General features: G+C 63.0%; 22 protein-coding genes and 1 tRNA gene. 11 read left to right on the forward strand and 12 right to left on the reverse strand.

Going from position 1 to position 14,232, the window contains the following annotated elements:
- The 5 genes from EN955_RS13415 to EN955_RS13435 all read right to left on the reverse strand — a co-directional run.
- A partial coding sequence (locus EN955_RS13415) for a hypothetical protein (protein WP_127223426.1) occupies positions 1-224 on the reverse strand: 224 nt, incomplete at its 3' end.
- Positions 224-409 carry a hypothetical protein gene (locus EN955_RS13420; RefSeq protein WP_013530788.1) on the reverse strand — a complete coding sequence of 62 codons (186 nt, stop codon included), beginning with the start codon at positions 407-409 and terminating at the stop codon, positions 224-226. The genes EN955_RS13415 and EN955_RS13420, both read right to left, overlap by 1 nt.
- Entirely contained in the window at positions 394-627 is a 234-nt protein-coding gene (locus EN955_RS13425) for a hypothetical protein (RefSeq protein ID WP_024501592.1), read from the reverse strand. Before EN955_RS13425 ends, EN955_RS13420 begins: the two co-directional genes overlap by 16 nt.
- A 1-nt stretch (position 628) precedes the next feature.
- The gene (locus EN955_RS13430; RefSeq protein ID WP_024501593.1) at positions 629-847 is read right to left on the reverse strand and encodes a hypothetical protein; all 219 of its coding nucleotides are present in this window, start codon (positions 845-847) and stop codon (positions 629-631) included.
- The gene (locus tag EN955_RS13435) at positions 844-1,554 is read right to left on the reverse strand and encodes a glycosyl hydrolase 108 family protein (RefSeq protein ID WP_024501594.1); all 711 of its coding nucleotides are present in this window, start codon (positions 1,552-1,554) and stop codon (positions 844-846) included. The genes EN955_RS13430 and EN955_RS13435 overlap by 4 nt, the downstream gene beginning before the upstream one ends.
- Positions 1,555-1,685: 131 nt before the next feature.
- Between EN955_RS13435 and EN955_RS13440 the strand changes: the two genes are divergently transcribed.
- Positions 1,686-2,516 (forward strand): class I SAM-dependent methyltransferase, encoded by an 831-nt coding sequence (locus EN955_RS13440; protein ID WP_024501595.1) that lies wholly within the window; start codon positions 1,686-1,688, stop codon positions 2,514-2,516.
- Between the two features lie 13 nt (positions 2,517-2,529).
- On the opposite strand, the gene EN955_RS13445 is transcribed toward EN955_RS13440, so the two are convergent.
- Positions 2,530-3,816 carry a hypothetical protein gene (locus tag EN955_RS13445; protein WP_024501596.1) on the reverse strand — a complete coding sequence of 429 codons (1,287 nt, stop codon included), beginning with the start codon at positions 3,814-3,816 and terminating at the stop codon, positions 2,530-2,532.
- Between the two features lie 67 nt (positions 3,817-3,883).
- The gene (locus EN955_RS13450; protein WP_024501597.1) at positions 3,884-6,265 is read right to left on the reverse strand and encodes a hypothetical protein; all 2,382 of its coding nucleotides are present in this window, start codon (positions 6,263-6,265) and stop codon (positions 3,884-3,886) included.
- Between the two features lie 52 nt (positions 6,266-6,317).
- On the opposite strand from EN955_RS13450, the gene EN955_RS13455 reads away from it, so the two are divergent.
- Complete coding sequence (locus EN955_RS13455) at positions 6,318-6,587, forward strand: hypothetical protein (RefSeq protein ID WP_024501598.1); 270 nt, start codon at positions 6,318-6,320, stop codon at positions 6,585-6,587.
- 73 nt (positions 6,588-6,660) lie between these two features.
- Positions 6,661-6,966, forward strand: a complete 306-nt coding sequence (locus EN955_RS13460; RefSeq protein WP_023813813.1) for a hypothetical protein — start codon at positions 6,661-6,663, stop codon at positions 6,964-6,966.
- 49 nt (positions 6,967-7,015) lie between these two features.
- Here the strand turns inward: EN955_RS13460 and EN955_RS13465 are convergent, their stop codons facing one another.
- Positions 7,016-7,444 (reverse strand): DoxX family protein, encoded by a 429-nt coding sequence (locus EN955_RS13465; protein WP_024501599.1) that lies wholly within the window; start codon positions 7,442-7,444, stop codon positions 7,016-7,018.
- 194 nt (positions 7,445-7,638) lie between these two features.
- Between EN955_RS13465 and EN955_RS13470 the strand changes: the two genes are divergently transcribed.
- From EN955_RS13470 to EN955_RS13490, 5 genes are all read left to right on the forward strand, one after another.
- Positions 7,639-7,830 carry a hypothetical protein gene (locus EN955_RS13470; RefSeq protein WP_024501600.1) on the forward strand — a complete coding sequence of 64 codons (192 nt, stop codon included), beginning with the start codon at positions 7,639-7,641 and terminating at the stop codon, positions 7,828-7,830.
- A gap of 492 nt (positions 7,831-8,322) precedes the next feature.
- A complete protein-coding gene (locus EN955_RS13475) occupies positions 8,323-8,502 on the forward strand; it encodes a DUF3606 domain-containing protein (RefSeq protein WP_024501602.1) in 180 nt (59 codons plus the stop codon).
- Between the two features lie 171 nt (positions 8,503-8,673).
- Positions 8,674-9,117: a GFA family protein gene (locus tag EN955_RS13480; protein ID WP_024501603.1), complete on the forward strand. Its 444-nt coding sequence runs from the start codon at positions 8,674-8,676 to the stop codon at positions 9,115-9,117.
- A 94-nt stretch (positions 9,118-9,211) separates the two neighbouring features.
- Positions 9,212-9,448, forward strand: a complete 237-nt coding sequence (locus tag EN955_RS13485) for a DUF982 domain-containing protein (protein ID WP_024501604.1) — start codon at positions 9,212-9,214, stop codon at positions 9,446-9,448.
- Positions 9,449-9,462: 14 nt separating this feature from the next.
- Positions 9,463-9,708, forward strand: a complete 246-nt coding sequence (locus tag EN955_RS13490) for a DUF982 domain-containing protein (protein ID WP_024501605.1) — start codon at positions 9,463-9,465, stop codon at positions 9,706-9,708.
- A gap of 49 nt (positions 9,709-9,757) precedes the next feature.
- Here the strand turns inward: EN955_RS13490 and EN955_RS35870 are convergent, their stop codons facing one another.
- Both EN955_RS35870 and EN955_RS13495 read right to left on the reverse strand, forming a co-directional pair.
- Complete coding sequence (locus tag EN955_RS35870; protein ID WP_255337188.1) at positions 9,758-9,892, reverse strand: hypothetical protein; 135 nt, start codon at positions 9,890-9,892, stop codon at positions 9,758-9,760.
- 90 nt (positions 9,893-9,982) lie between these two features.
- Positions 9,983-10,285, reverse strand: a complete 303-nt coding sequence (locus tag EN955_RS13495) for a hypothetical protein (RefSeq protein WP_024501606.1) — start codon at positions 10,283-10,285, stop codon at positions 9,983-9,985.
- 146 nt (positions 10,286-10,431) lie between these two features.
- Here EN955_RS13495 and EN955_RS13500 point away from each other — a divergent pair, with 146 nt between their 5' ends.
- The gene (locus EN955_RS13500; RefSeq protein WP_024501607.1) at positions 10,432-11,370 is read left to right on the forward strand and encodes an alpha/beta hydrolase; all 939 of its coding nucleotides are present in this window, start codon (positions 10,432-10,434) and stop codon (positions 11,368-11,370) included.
- Here the strand turns inward: EN955_RS13500 and EN955_RS13505 are convergent.
- Together EN955_RS13505 and EN955_RS13510 are read right to left on the reverse strand one after the other, a co-directional pair.
- On the reverse strand, positions 11,350-11,898 hold the full coding sequence (locus EN955_RS13505) for an MgtC/SapB family protein (RefSeq protein WP_024501608.1): 549 nt from the start codon (positions 11,896-11,898) through the stop codon (positions 11,350-11,352). The two genes, EN955_RS13500 and EN955_RS13505, sit on opposite strands and share 21 nt — an antisense overlap.
- A gap of 136 nt (positions 11,899-12,034) precedes the next feature.
- A complete protein-coding gene (locus tag EN955_RS13510) occupies positions 12,035-13,090 on the reverse strand; it encodes a PAS domain S-box protein (RefSeq protein ID WP_024501609.1) in 1,056 nt (351 codons plus the stop codon).
- A gap of 553 nt (positions 13,091-13,643) precedes the next feature.
- Between EN955_RS13510 and EN955_RS13520 the strand changes: the two genes are divergently transcribed.
- Together EN955_RS13520 and EN955_RS13525 are read left to right on the forward strand one after the other, a co-directional pair.
- On the forward strand, positions 13,644-13,937 hold the full coding sequence (locus tag EN955_RS13520; protein ID WP_024501610.1) for a hypothetical protein: 294 nt from the start codon (positions 13,644-13,646) through the stop codon (positions 13,935-13,937).
- An 84-nt stretch (positions 13,938-14,021) separates the two neighbouring features.
- Positions 14,022-14,095 (forward strand) — tRNA-Gln (locus tag EN955_RS13525).
- The last annotated feature ends 137 nt before the right edge of the window (positions 14,096-14,232 follow it).

Here is a 14,232-nt window from a genome sequence, read left to right on the forward strand (position 1 = left end):
GTGGTGGTGTCGTCGGCGGGATCGGGCATCGGCAGGCCGGCGATCCTGGCGTAGGAAACCGCCGGCAGCGTCAGATACGCCGCCGCAAGCGCGCCGCAGATCGGCGAGGCCACCATTTCGCGCAGCTTGTAGCGATGCCGCGACAGCGCGCGCAGAACGCCGCCGGCGAGCCCCGCCGCCACGACCGGTCCCTTGATGCCGAGCAGGTCGAAAAGATCGTTCATCATGGCCTCCAGCCGCAAAGTTTCTGGCCCTTTTCGTTGTGAGCCAGGATCGCCGCCACCGACGCGTCGGAAAGGGCCGCCGCCTCTGCCCTTGTCGGCCGGATGGGATGCCCGGCCGCGCAGAACGATCCGCCTGATGTGGTGCAGCCGGCCAGCAGCAGCGAGAGCGCTATGATTTTGACCATCTGGCCAGCCTCCCTCTGTTGTCGTCCGGCGCCCGGCCGGCGACGGCATCGTCGATCTTCTGGGCTTCGGTGCGCGCCGCGGCGTCGGCGGCATACTGCCTGGCCTTCTGGCTGGCCTTGCCCTTGGCATAAGCTGTCCAGACACCGGCAAGCGCGGCGCCCATTGCCAGAAGATACGGCCAGGCCTGGCCAAGCAGCGCGAGGGTGATTGTTCCCACCTCATGTCTCCTTGGCCGGCGGCGCGACCATGCCGCGCGGCCCGTCACGCACCGCGTTGATGATGATCTTCAGCAGTGCCAGGCTCCCGCTGATCTGAAGCGCGGTGCGGTCGCTCACGCCGAGCAGCGTCCAGTCGAAGCCGGCGAGCGCGCCGCCGCAGATGATGGCGATCAGCGTGTTGAGGAGATTGTGCAGCGCATTGGTGTTGAACCATCTCATCGAAACAGGCTCCCCAAAAGAGCGGCGACCTGATGCCGGAAAGCCGCGAGTGCTCCGGCCAGGAGAACGAGGATGCCGGCCGCGGCAGCCGCCTTACCGCCAGGCGCCGGCGGCACGGGCTGGATCGACGACGCCCCATTGGGCAATGTTTCGACCCTGGGTGGCGGCGCCGCGGTCACCGGTGCCGCGGGGCGCTGCGCCGACATCAGCAGGGCCTGAACCCGCACCGACCTGACCCGATCCGACCAGCCGCGCCCGAATGTCGCCCATGTCGGCAGCCGCTTGAGGAACGCCAGCCGCGCATCGCAAAGCGCATCGATGGTCACACCGGCCGGCTTTGCCTTGGCCGCCGCGACGGTGACCGGTCCGATCCGCCCGTCCTGCGCAACGCCGACGGCCGCCTGCAAATATTTGGCTGCCCGGCCAGGCCCGCTGTTGACGGCGAAATCGAACACCGCGTGGTCGACGCCATCGGGCAATTCGGCGCCGAGCACAGCGTCCCAGTAGAAGCGGCGATAGACGGTGGCGACCTGCGCGTCGCTGATCGCACGCAGATCCGCCTTCGTCGCGTCGGCCTTCACATAGCGGCGGAAGCTGGCAAGCGTCACGCCCTTCATGGTGGCGCCGCCGGGATCAGCCGGATTGTCCGACCACCCGCCTTCCGATTTGAGAACAAGCGCAAGCGCCCGCGCGAAGTTGCGGTCCATGGTGTTTCCTTTCTGCCCTTCCGGGCAGTTGTTCAGTTTCGGGTTTGGATTTGGTTGGCGTTGTCCGGCTTGATCGCCTTGCCGCGAATCGGTTTGCGGCTGTAGAACGGTCATGCTTCGGGGGTGCTGGGATGAGAAACTACGTCGGCGCGGTCCAACGTTTTGCCTTCGAGCGTCTAGCGGCAGCGATAGACCGACGATGGAACAACGACCCGCTTGGCTCCCGCATTCGAGCTTCCAAGGAAGAATACTTGCGGCTTTTCGAGATAGCGCGGCGAGTGGAGTATCCGGAGATTGACCGGCTGGAGGCCGACACCGGCTTCGCTATCGACCGCGAATGGCTCGACAATCTGGCCCTGCATACGCAGATCACCATCAAGAAGAGCACCTTGGCTTACCCGCACGGCCGAGTGCTCTACAGCCTTTTACGACGCGAGCTTGCGAGTAACCCGCGACCGTTCACCACCATTGTCGAGACCGGCACAGCGCGCGGCTTCTCGTCACTCTGCATGGCAAAGGCTTTGCAGGACGCTAGCGCTGCCGGCCACATCATCACTCTGGACGTGCTGTCGCATAACCATCGGTTCTACTGGAACTGCATCGACGATCACGGCGGGCGCAAGACGCGCGCGGAACTCCTCAAGCCGTGGCAATCTTTGTCAGATCGGATCGTGTTCCTTCAGGGCGATTCCCTTGTCCAATTGCCGAAAGTCGGAGTGAACAGAATCCACTTCGCCTTCATCGACGCGCAGCACACAACGAAAAATGTCTTACTCGAATATCGGGCTGTTTCTGAGCTGCAACTAGCGGGAGACGTAATCGTTTTCGACGACGTCACACCAGGGCAGTTTGACGGCGTCGTGGAAGCGATAGAGCAGATCGAGAGGCAGGGACAATATGGTATGCGTCGGCTCGTGGCATCAGACACGCGGGCTTATGCTTGGGGCACAAGGCGCCGATGAGCCATCGCATGCATCAATTGCGCGACGATGCCATCGGTCTAAGCTGAACAGCCTTGTGGAAGCGCCCAAAGAGCAGAATCCAGACCAAGATTTGAATTGCCATAAACCCGACTAACGGCTGACGTGCTTGGGCCAGCATATTTTCCAAGGCATTCCGGTGTGCATAGACACCAATGACACTGCCGAGAATGATCCAGAAGAAGAACCACATTCCCCTACTCTGGAGCGAAGCGCGGTGCAGCATTACAAGCGTAAGCCCGTAGAGAAGTCCGAAGATGATCACGATGGGGACGCCCCCCATCGCCCACGCTTGCCCCCACAAGCTGCCGGCGAGGCCATAACTGGCCTGCGAGAATATCTGGGTCTGCAACACAGTATTGAACCCGGTACTGTCGAAGCCGAACGCTGACGGCTGAATCAGGAGTTGCGCCAAGGTGTCGCGAACCGTGTTCCACCATGGGTAGGTTGTGTTCGTTCTGATTAGCCCCTCGATGTTTTCATGGGTGCCGAACGCTTCCCAGGAGGCGACCATAGCCATCGGATCGGAGCCGCTGGTCAGCATCACGCCGAATGGCAGGTCTCGCTTGTAGGCCAGATAGAAAGGCTTCATGAAGAAGACGACAGCGAGGGTCGCTGCCCCTATGCACCACATTCGCCAATTGAAGGCGGCCCTCGTTACCGGCCACTCCCACATGAGAACGACAGAGAACGCCATAGCCAGAATGACAGGAACGGTTCGATCGCCAGCAATGGCATTAAGGGCCACCATCACGATCAAAATGGTCTGCGTGATGCGCCCACCTCGCCCCCAGAATCTATCGAAATAGATGGATGTCAGAAGCCCGATGCCGCTCACCCACCGCCACACGACAGAGATAAGCCCTCCGACAGCGCCATAGATGTCAGCGCGCTCCATCGCAAACCACTGGAGGCCCGCACGGTTTGTCATCCATGCGTAGCACGCCAGAGAGATGATCAGCGCGCATCGGATGAACCACGTCACCCGTATTAGATGCAGTTGGTGCCTGGGGGGAGCCGTGTCGGCATCTGAGGACAAGAGAAGAAGCGCCAAACCGAATCCTAGCCAAGCAGCGGCCATCACGCCGATTGCTCCCGACGAAGCCGGCTCAAGATAGGGCACCAACCCTCTGGCATTTATTGGCCGGGTGTAGCCGATCAGCGCTGGCACAGAATAGGCAAGCAGGCCTATATATCCAATCGCGATGACGGACACCCGATTGTGCCGGGCTACAAGTATAAGGGTGGTCATTGCCACCATTGCCCACAGAACGAAGACCATATCTCTCGTTCGACTATTTGGATCGAAAATGCAACTTAGCCGATTCGGTATCACATAACGACAAGGCCTACAGCTCAAAATCGCCAGCCCAGCCGATTGCCGCGCTGACCACCCACATGCCTACTGTATAGGCCTCCAGCACCACGCGCTCGCCGGGATCGAGAATGAGATATTTTCCTGCACCGCCGCCCTTGATCGTGTCCGTCCCGCTGGGCTCGATGTTCATGACATGGGTTGCGTGTACTCCGGCAAAGCCGATCCGAAGGCCAGGCACGGCAGGCGGCAGCGTATGTGTCCACGTCGCGCCGGCGCCGTTGTTGTGGCAGAGTGCCCGGTTGTGAAGCCCAGACAGCGTTGTGTTGACGGTCAGATTGATCGGCACACCCAACGTCCCCTGTAGACCGGGATTGTTGCCGCCAATAAACCTGGTCACGATGCCGGCCGTGATGGAACTGCCGGTGCCATCACCAACCCATTCCGACATGTCGAAACCATCGACCAGCATTTCGTCTATCGCGCCGCCGGTGGTTACCCGAAAGGCAACGCCAATGGAGGTCGGGTTCTTCAGGGCGATGTCCCTGAGACTGGCTTTGCGCAGCCGTTGGCCCACGGATAGGTTGAACCGGATGCCATGCGACTGGATGTTTCCCCTGATGCCGGAAAGGCTAACGCTCGCCGGTGTCACTACGTTCGCAACGACAATGGCGTCGGTCGAGCAGTTCATCAACGTGCCCGGGCCGATCGCAAGTGGCGTCTGGTAGGGCGCGGCGATTACGGCTGTGGCACCTGACGTTCCGCCCGTGATCGTCTCGCCAGCCCGAAAGATGCCGGCCGAACCGCGCACATAGATGCGCCGGGCCGCGCTGTTTGCCGTTTTGGCAATCGCAGAGGTGCCTCCAGTGATTGTTTCAGCGGCCTGAAACGTTCCGCTCATCGGCAAGACCCTCAGCACGTTGGCAAAGAAGTCGACCAAGATGCCCGTCGCGCCGGATGAACCGCCTGTCACCGTCTCACCGAGTTCATACTCGACGGTTGAGCCGGCGATGACGATTTCAAAATGTTGGAACCGCAGGGTTCCGGTGGAGCCAGAGGTGCCGCCGCTGACCGTTTCGCCAATCGCAAACGATCCAACTTGCGAGCTGAGGGCGAACTGATATTCGCCGTTTGGCTCCAATTGCAGGGCTGTGTTGTAGCGATCGATGTACCAGTTATCGAGCCGGCCCGACTGAATCTGAACGCCGAAGACGTTACCGGCAGAACTACCGGAGAGCCGGTTGCCGATTGCCTTGACATTCGAAATGACGATCTCGCTGTTGGCGTCAGTCGCAGCTACGCCAATCAGACAGTCATTCGCCACCACGTTAGTTATGATCCCTCGCGGATCTCGCGCACCGGTCATCTCCACCCAGACACCGGCGGAGGGGCTGTCGAGATGTGCATCGGCGAAAACCCCGTCGACCAACACGTCGGTGGTGTTTAGATTCCCCGTATAGGTCAACACGACACCGTCGCGTTTGCACTTCGCCGACCGGATGTTGCGCACGATCGGCTTGCGGACGCCGGCCACGTAAACCGTGTCGCCAAACTCGCCGCCGGTTGGCGTGACGATGTTATAGCCGTCAATGTCCTCAATCGTCGGGCTGTCGACACAGAGCGCCATCACACCGGCAAGGCCGAGATTACGGACTTTCACGCCGCGGATTGTCGGCCGCTTCCGGCGTGCACCAGTGGAGAGGCCGACGCGAATACCGATAGAAGCCTGGTAGCCGGCATGTGATCCACCATCAATCGTGAGGTCCCCGTCTATCAGGACGTCATCGGCAGCGATATCGATGACGGGATGGTGGCCGGTAACGGCACCGACTGGCGCGCGCAGGATCAGGGCAGAGCCGCCCAGGCATTCGACGCGCTTCTTCGCTGTCGAGATCGTATGGTTGCCGTCGGTCTGGTAGGAGCCGTCAATCAGCACATGCGGATAGCTGCCCGCGAGCAGTGCACTGATAGCAGCCGTGGCATTTGTACCGTTACCACGCGCCCCGAGCATTGATGCCGTCACCGGGGTCGAGGCGAGCGTATAGCCTGTCTTCGTCATGCCATCGCTCAGCATGATCACCAAATCCCCGACATTCGTTCCATTCTTGCGGTACACAGCGCCACTGCCTGCCACCTGAGAGCTGTCGTAGAAGGCGGTGCGGATGTATGTGGGTGCTATCGGTGGGGAAAATGCCTCCGCCGTCGCCTTGGTCGCGAATTGCGGATCGAGCACGGTTGTCATGGCGCCCGTCGCTACGTCCGCAGCGGCCTGGGCCTGGTCGATGATGCCTTGCGCGGCTGCCTGGATATCCCCGACTGTGTCGTCGGACTGGTAGAACGACAGCACAATGTCGTCGGTGCCGATCACAGGGTTCAGCGTCGGCGGCTGGTCATAAGCCGGCAGGTGTGAAATCATTCGTTGAAGCTCATGGAATGATTCCCGTCGCACGGCCTTGTGGGAGAGGACGATGGACAGACCAGCCATGGCATCCGTGTTCAGGATGCGACATGCACCGGCCACGGTTTCCGGGGTGCGCAGCACCGGCCAGGGTCAGGCCGATCCGGTCATCCGCGTGCGTTCGCTGGGCGAAGCCATCCGTTTCGTCGCCAACGCCTACCCCCAATACGACATCGGCGCCGTCGCCATCAGCTGTGGGGATGTTTCGATCGGCAGCCTAGGCTCCCTGGAAGTCAAGGCGCTGTGGCGCGAATATGGCGAACGGCTGACGCAGGAATAGACGTTCGCCCGCAGCCTTTCTGGAGCGGAAATGCCGCTCGCGCGTTTCAACCCCAGCCACGGGAGCAATCGCCATGAATGTCGCCAACCTGCAACTCGAAGGCCTGTTGATGGCCGTCGCCTCGATCAACCGCCTCCTGGTTCAAAAGGGGGTGCTGACGGCAGAGGAAATCGACCTGGCCCTGCGCAAGACCGAGGCCGGCGAAACCAACCAGGAGCGGTCCGAAGGCATGTCCGCGTCCAGCCGCGACGCCGTCAACTTCCCGATCCGGCTGCTGGAACTCGCCAACCAGTGCCAGCCGGAGGCGGAGATGCCGTCCTTTTCGAAGCTGGCCCGCATGGTCGGCAAGATCAAGGAACCCTACAACGACCAGCTGTGAGCGGTGCCGGCGGGCCGGCGTGCGTCCGCAGTGGCCCGCTGCCCTCGCCTCAAGCCCTGCCCGGCCATCCCGAATTGAGCGAAAGCACCTTGCCCGGTCCATGCACGGCCGCAAACAGCAGTCCGGCCATGAACGAGAAATGGTCGATGAAGAAGCCGAACTCGGCCTGGTTGCCGGCCCAGTGGCTGGGTCCGTGGAAGGCAAAAGCGAGGAACAGCACGTAGGCGGCGGCGACAAGGGCCGCCTGCGAGAAGAAGGCGCCGGTCAGGAAGCACAGCACCAACGCGACTTCCAGGATCGCCGCGCACCAGGCCAGGAACAGCGGAAACGGAAAGCCGGCGGCGGCGATATAGCCGGCGGTGGCCGCCATGCCCATGAATTTGAAGGTCACGGCCATCAGGAAGACGCCGGCGAAGATCAGCCGGGCGATGAGAAGGGCCGCGGTCTGCCACGGCGATTGAATGATTTGCGACGACATGCTCGTTCTCCAGCTTTGCGGGTTGCTCGCTCCTAGGACGCACGGCGGGCGCCAAGTCCGACACGCCAGGCCAACTTTTCTCGACAGGGCGCTTGCCGCGGGTCGAAGCAGGCCTCGAAGCCTCGCACCCACCGAACGATTTTCGGTTTGCCGGCTGACGGTATAGTGTTGCTCGCTCAAAGGGGGAAACGGACATGGCCAAGGCATTGACCATCGACGCACCGCAGCATCCGGCGATGAGCACCGCCTACGAACAGCAATGCAGGGATATGCTGGCTCCGCATCTCGACGCCCTGCTCCGCAAGGTCGAGGCCGCCGGCTGGGACCGCGGACAGGCCTCCTCGGCGCTCATGTATCTCGCCGCGATGCGGCTGAAGCCGGCCTGACGACGCGCCGGCCCGAACGGCTCTCCCGCGCCTCGCGCGATTGAAACTTGTTGGTAATCACGGACGTGATATTGTTAGCCGGGGCTAATGCAGCGGTGTGCCGGTGCAGCGATTTTGGGTGGGCTGAAATTTGCGAACAAGCGTCAGGTTTGGGGCGATATCTCGTGGCGTGCGGTCGGCGACGCTGGAATGCAGCGGCTGCGGCGGCGCTGGCCAGGTCTTCCAATGCCCGCGCTGGACGAGTTCCAACGGCCATTGCTGCCCTGCCGGCACCCACCGGCGCGGCTGCCCCGGCCTCAGCGCGGCATGCTCCGAATGTGACGGCGACCACGCTGCCGACGCCGACCCCATGCGGCCATCGGCCTGATACAGGCCGGTTCCGGACTGGCCGTGTCGCCGGGTGGAACCGGCGGCGCCGATCTGTGTTATGTCGTGTTGATCGCGGGCGCCGAAGGTTGCGCGTTTCCCCGACAACAGAAAGCGAGGCCTGAGATGGCTGACGACAAGTCGAAGACGAAACAGGACCGCAAGCTGGTCTCGAGCGAAGAGCCCTACGAGGTTGCCGCCTTTGCCCGCAAGTACGGCATTCCGCCAAGCGAGGCACAGACCATCATCAAGCGCTACGGACCCTCGCGCAAGAAGCTCGACGCCCATATGGCGGCCCGCGGCTAGCCGAAACCATTTCGCCTGGGCGGCGTTGAAGATGCTGCGGGCCGTGTCAACCGGGCCTGGTGGTACGGTGAACAGGATGTCTTTTTCCCGGTTTCTCATCCTGGCCAACGAAACGGCAGACGAGCATCTGTCCCACCCGGCCCGCAGCGCCACGTATTGAGGGAGGGCGTCATGTCCGACACCATACGCAGGACCGGCAGTTGCCTGTGCGGTGGCGTGCAGTTCGAGGTTCACGGCGCGCCGTTGCGCGTCGGCTTGTGCCATTGCAAGGATTGCCGCAAGGCCGGCGGTTCGGTCTATTCGGCCTTTGCCATCTGGCCGCGCGAGGCTTTCGAGACCACCGGCCTCGTCAGCTCCTATGGCACGCGCAGCTTTTGCCCGACATGCGGCGGCCGCGTCGCCTGGGTCGACGACAACGAAGCCGAGGTGGCGATCGGCAGCCTCGACATTGCGCCGACCGATCTGGTGCCCGAATATGAATTGTGGACCTCCAGGCGCGAGACCTGGCTGCACGCTTGGCCCGGCGCCGAACAGTTCGAGCATGACCGCCCAACGGCGCACAACGCCGAAGCGCCAACACCGAGATCGCTGTCTGACATCGACGCCGAGATTTGATCTCTGGGCAAGGGAACCCTGCCCTGCCGCCGACGTTACCGGATGCCTCTCACGCATGTCGCCCGGCGACTTGCGGCAATCATGGAGACGACCGTTGAACGACAAGATGTTTCCCCGCCCCGTCAGGCTGAAATTCGCGCCTGAGCGCGAGCGCATCATCCGCAGCGCCTGGGAAGGCCTGGAATGCCTCGGCGACTGGCCGGCTGGCCAGGGACGGCGCTACCGGGCAGCGTTGCGCAGCTGCCGCGATGCGCTGGACGGCTGGACGCCGCCGGAAAAAGCGATGCGGGCGGTGATCGACGCCGCGCGCGAAGCAAAACTCCTGCAGTAATTGGAAAACAGGCTATGTCCGAGCTCATTTTGCCCACGCCGATGCGGATCAAGCCGCACGGGTCGGACACGATCCGCGACGTCACCACGCTCAGGGATGCCAGCGAAATCCTGATCGATTGGCCGCAGGCCAAGCGCGGCCCGTTCTACCAGGCGGCGCGCGAGAAGGTCGAAGCCGCATTGGAAACCCAGACAGGCGCCGCCGAGGCGCAGGAAGCCTTCGCGGCGCTCTGCAGCCACGCCGGCGTCTTGGTGCGATAGCGGTTTCCATAAACGGAAACAGGCGGGGCATCATGCCTCGCCTGCTTTGTCATTTCGTTGGAAGCTCGCCCTGGACAATCGGTTGAGAGGTTTCGAAGCCAAAACTCTTCGGCGCCAGAAGAATCAAGGCAATCACGATGGCTATCGAGGCAAGCAACGTGGCCGTGGTCGCAATATCTCTCACGATAATCTCTTCGAATTTCAAGTCGTGAGAGAAACGCTTCTGAGATAACGAGGTTCCATTAGCTTGCGCGATAATACCAGCCAGCGGCGTTTATTGCTTCGGTGGCTGGGGCGGCACTTCACCCGGCTTGATCACCGGCGTCTTGCCTTCGTCGGGGGCCGGCGCCGCCATGCCCTGGTCGCCCGTCGGGGGCGGTTTCAGCACGCCGCCGCAATCGTTAAGCTTCGCGGTCAAATTGCCGTCCTGCTGTCCAGGCTGCTGTTTTGCCCCTTGTCCGGTCTGAGCCCTGCATTTGTCGGCCTGCGGCGCCTGGCTGTCGTTCTGCTGCTGTGCCGCGGCCGGCACTGCCAGCGCCAGCATAAGGCCGAATGGCATGATGGCGAGAGTTCTCATCACTGCCTCCTTCTTTCTTTCACGGCCGCCCGCGGCGACCTTCCCTTCACAGGGACAACGCCTGTCGACGAAAAAGGTTGGCCGCCTCGCCGGGCGGCATTGCAACCAAATCCGTTTGCCGGCCGTTGCGCGTGCCGGAGGCGGTGATGTTCGACGGTTTTCAAAGCGCGGAAATCGACACCGGCGATGCCAACATATTCTGCCTGCGTGCCGGCGGCGGGCCGCCATTGCTGTTGCTGCACGGCTTTCCTCAGACGCATCTGATGTGGCGCGACATCGCGCCCGCCCTGGCCAGCCGGTTCAGCGTTGTCTGTGCTGACCTGCGCGGCTATGGCCGCAGTTCCTGTCCGGCATCCATTCCGGACCACGCACCTTATGCCAAGCGTGCCATGGCCGCCGATATGACGAGGCTGATGGAAAAGCTGGGATTCAGCAGCTTCATGGTCGCCGGCCATGATCGCGGCGGGCGTGTCGCCTACCGCATGGCGCTCGACCATCCGGGCAGCATCGACAGGCTCGCCGTCCTCGACATCGTGCCGACCGCCGATGCATGGGACCGGGCCGACGCCAGGCTGGCGCTGGGCTATTGGCCATGGTCGCTGCTGGCGCAGCCCGAGCCATTGCCGGAAAAGATCCTGTCCGGCACTGCCGAGGCGATCGTCGACAATGCGCTCGACGGCTGGGGCTCGTCGTCATCGGCGTTTCCAGCCGAAGTACGTCAGGCCTATGTCGATGCCTTGCGCGCGCCTGCCCACATCCATGCCATCTGCGAGGAATACCGGGCGGCAGCCACGCTCGACCGCGAGCATGACCATGCCGACAAGGCAGCCGGCCGGCGCATCCGCTGCCCGCTGCTGGCGCTATGGAGCGGTCAGGGCGCGTTGGCGGATTGGTACGCCGGCGAAGGCGGGCCGCTGGCGCTGTGGCGCGGCTGGGCCGACGACGTGCGCGGCCAGCCGATGCCGGGCGGACACTTCTTTCCCGAGGAGAACCCGCCGCGGACGGCCGATCTGCTGGCCGGCTTCTTCAGTGAGACCGGTCACGGCATCTCCCCGCGATCGGAATTACCTTCGCCTTCCCTTTGATGGGGTCGAGGCCGCCTCCTTCTGCACCTTGGCCTGACTGCCTTCATCACCGGCGGCAAGGCCGGGTCCGCGTTCGAACCGGTGCAGGAAGCCGGCAACGACCAGTACGATCAGCGTGCCGAACCCGGCCACCTGCCAAAGACCAAGGCCGCAGGCTACGCCGATCGCGCCCGCCAGCCACATGCCGGCGCCGGTCGTCAGCCCATGCACCTCGCCGCGCGAAAACATGATCGAGCCGGCGGCGAGGAAGGCGACGCCGGCGGTCACCGCCTCGACCACCCGGATCGGATCGACCTTGACGGCTTCCCGCGCGAACATCGGCGCATGCACGATCTCGATCGTCAGGATGCCGAAGGTGGCGGCGGCGACGCAGACGAGAATATGCGTGCGAAGCCCGGCCGGGCGGTTACGCCATTCGCGCTCGAAACCGATGACCGCGCCGTAGAGCGTCGCCAGCAACAGCCTTGCCGCGATGACCGGAAACGAGGTGTAGGTGGGATGGCCGAATTCCTCGACGAGCTGTTCCATGATGTCCCCTCCGAAAGCTTGACGCCACAACGCGGCCGCCGGGTCACGGTTCCTGAATCCATCGCCGGATGCGGCAAGGGTGCGGCCGTTTTGAAATTGCATCTGTCGGGGTGTTGATGGAACGACCCTCAAGCGCTCAGGACGTTTCGGTTTCAGGCAGGTCGGCGCCCAACTGCGGAACGATGATCGAATCCAGCGGCGCCGTCAGCGACCAGCTGAGATGGCCCGGGCTGCGATCCAGCACCGCCAGGCCGTTCAGCGATTGCGGCGCGACCCGTTGCAGGACGACGGTGCCGAAACCCTTGCGCGTGCTTTCGTCCCGACGCTCTCCCTCACGCACCGGCATCGTCTCGTCCCAGAGCAGATGGATTTCCAGCTTGTCCGAAGCGCCTTCGACGATCCGCCAGGTGATCTCGAGCCGCCCGGCCTCGCTCGCCAGCGCGCCATATTTGGAAGAGTTGGTGCCGAGTTCATGAAACGCCATGCCGAGATTTTGCACGGCATTCGGCTGCAAGGTCAAAAGCGGTCCCGACAGCGATACCCGCGCCTCGTGACCGAACGGCTTGAGCTGCTCCTGGGCAAGGTCGAAGAGGCTGGCGCCGGCCCATTCCGAGTTCACCAGCAGATCGTGCGACCGCGACAGCGCCATGATGCGGGAACGGATCAACTCCTCGAATTCACGCGGATCGGTCGAGCGTTTACTGGTCTCTCGGATCATCGAGAGGATCACCGCGAACTGGTTCTTGACGCGATGGTTCACCTCGCGGAGCAAAAGCCTGATCCGGCGCTCGCTCTCCTTGCTGGCGGTGATGTCGCGGGCGATCTTCGAGGCGCCGATGATCTCGCCGGACGTGTTCCTGATCGGTGAAATGGTCAGCGACACGGCGATGAGCCCGCCATCCTTGCGCCGGCGGATCGTCTCGTAGCTGGCCAGCAGCTCGCCCCTGCGAACCCGGCTGATGATGTCGGTCTCTTCATCCTTGAGATGATCGGGGATGAGCATGAGCACGGAGCGGCCGACGGCCTCTTCGGCGGTGTAGCCGAACATGCGTTGCGCCGCCGCGTTCCAACTGGTGATGATGCTGTTCAGATCCTTGCTGACGATGGCGTCGAAGGATGAATCGACAATCGCCGCCAACCGCGCGTGGGCAGTGATTTCGAGCAGGCTGTCGATGCTTGCCAATTCTGTCATTGCCCCGTCTTGGCCCCACTTGGCCGCGTCCGGCCAGAGTCCGGGCCTGCGTGTAGATTTCCCCTTGAGCCAGCAATGCCTGACCGGGCATTTTGGTTGCAGTCGGTGCGCAACATTCCGCATTTGCGGTCGCCGACAGGCATTTCACGATGGCGCCCGGTCGTTCGTTCCGGCAAGGCCCCGGCGGCCGTAAATGCCGATCCCGTCGAGCCGCGGCAAGCCGGGTGACCGGTTCGCCTTGTCGGTCTCATCGGCCTGCTTCTTCGGAGCCGGGGTCGTCGGGCGGAGCAACAGGCACTGGCTCGGCCGAAGCCTCCCTTTGCGGACAGTCCTCATAGCTGTGGTCGCGCCCGCCGCAGAAAGAACAGCACATGGCCTCGCGATCCCCGTTTCCGGGCCGCCATTGCGGGGTTTCGTAGGGCTTCCTGCCATCCATCCCCAGCAATGCGCGACGGACCATTTGGTTGCGCCCGCCACAGACGGCCAGCCGGCGGTTGCGGAACCACCCGCCGGGATGCGAGTTTCGCCCGATATGTCCATTCGAGGAACAGCCATGCCAATGCGCCGAATTGCCTTGATGATGGCAGCGATCCTGCTTGCCGCGACCGGCCTCGCCGAAGCCAGGCCCGACACCCGCACGATGAGTTGCGACCAACTCCGGCAACTGCTCCAAAGCCGCCATGCCGTGGTGCTGACCACCGGCCCCAACACCTATGACCGCTATGTCAGGCAGTTCGGCAACGAATGCGACTGGCCGGAGGTGCCGATGTCGGCCTATGTCCCGACCCGTGACGGCAGCTGCCCGGTCTACCGCTGCGAGGAACCTGTCACCAACTTTCCGGACTGACACCGCGCTTCCAATCGGCTTTGCCGCCGCAGTGCGTTGATCCCGGCGCGCGAACCGGCTAGGGGTGGGGCGCAACGTGCATTTTCCCGCTTCGTCTAATGGTAGGACAGCGCCCTTTGAAGGCGTGAATCGAGGTTCGAGCCCTTGAGCGGGAACCAGCAACCAAGCGCTTGGCTGGTTCGGAGCCGCGCGCAGACTGGCCAGCCGACTTCAGCACATTAGCGCGCGCTTGTATTTCACTCGAAGCAGGATCATCATCCAGGCCGTCAGTGGCTTGAAGGGGTACAGCGCATGG

This window comes from Mesorhizobium sp. M7A.F.Ca.CA.001.04.2.1 (genome assembly GCF_003998485.1).
Classification (GTDB): Bacteria; Pseudomonadota; Alphaproteobacteria; order Rhizobiales; family Rhizobiaceae; genus Mesorhizobium; species Mesorhizobium ciceri.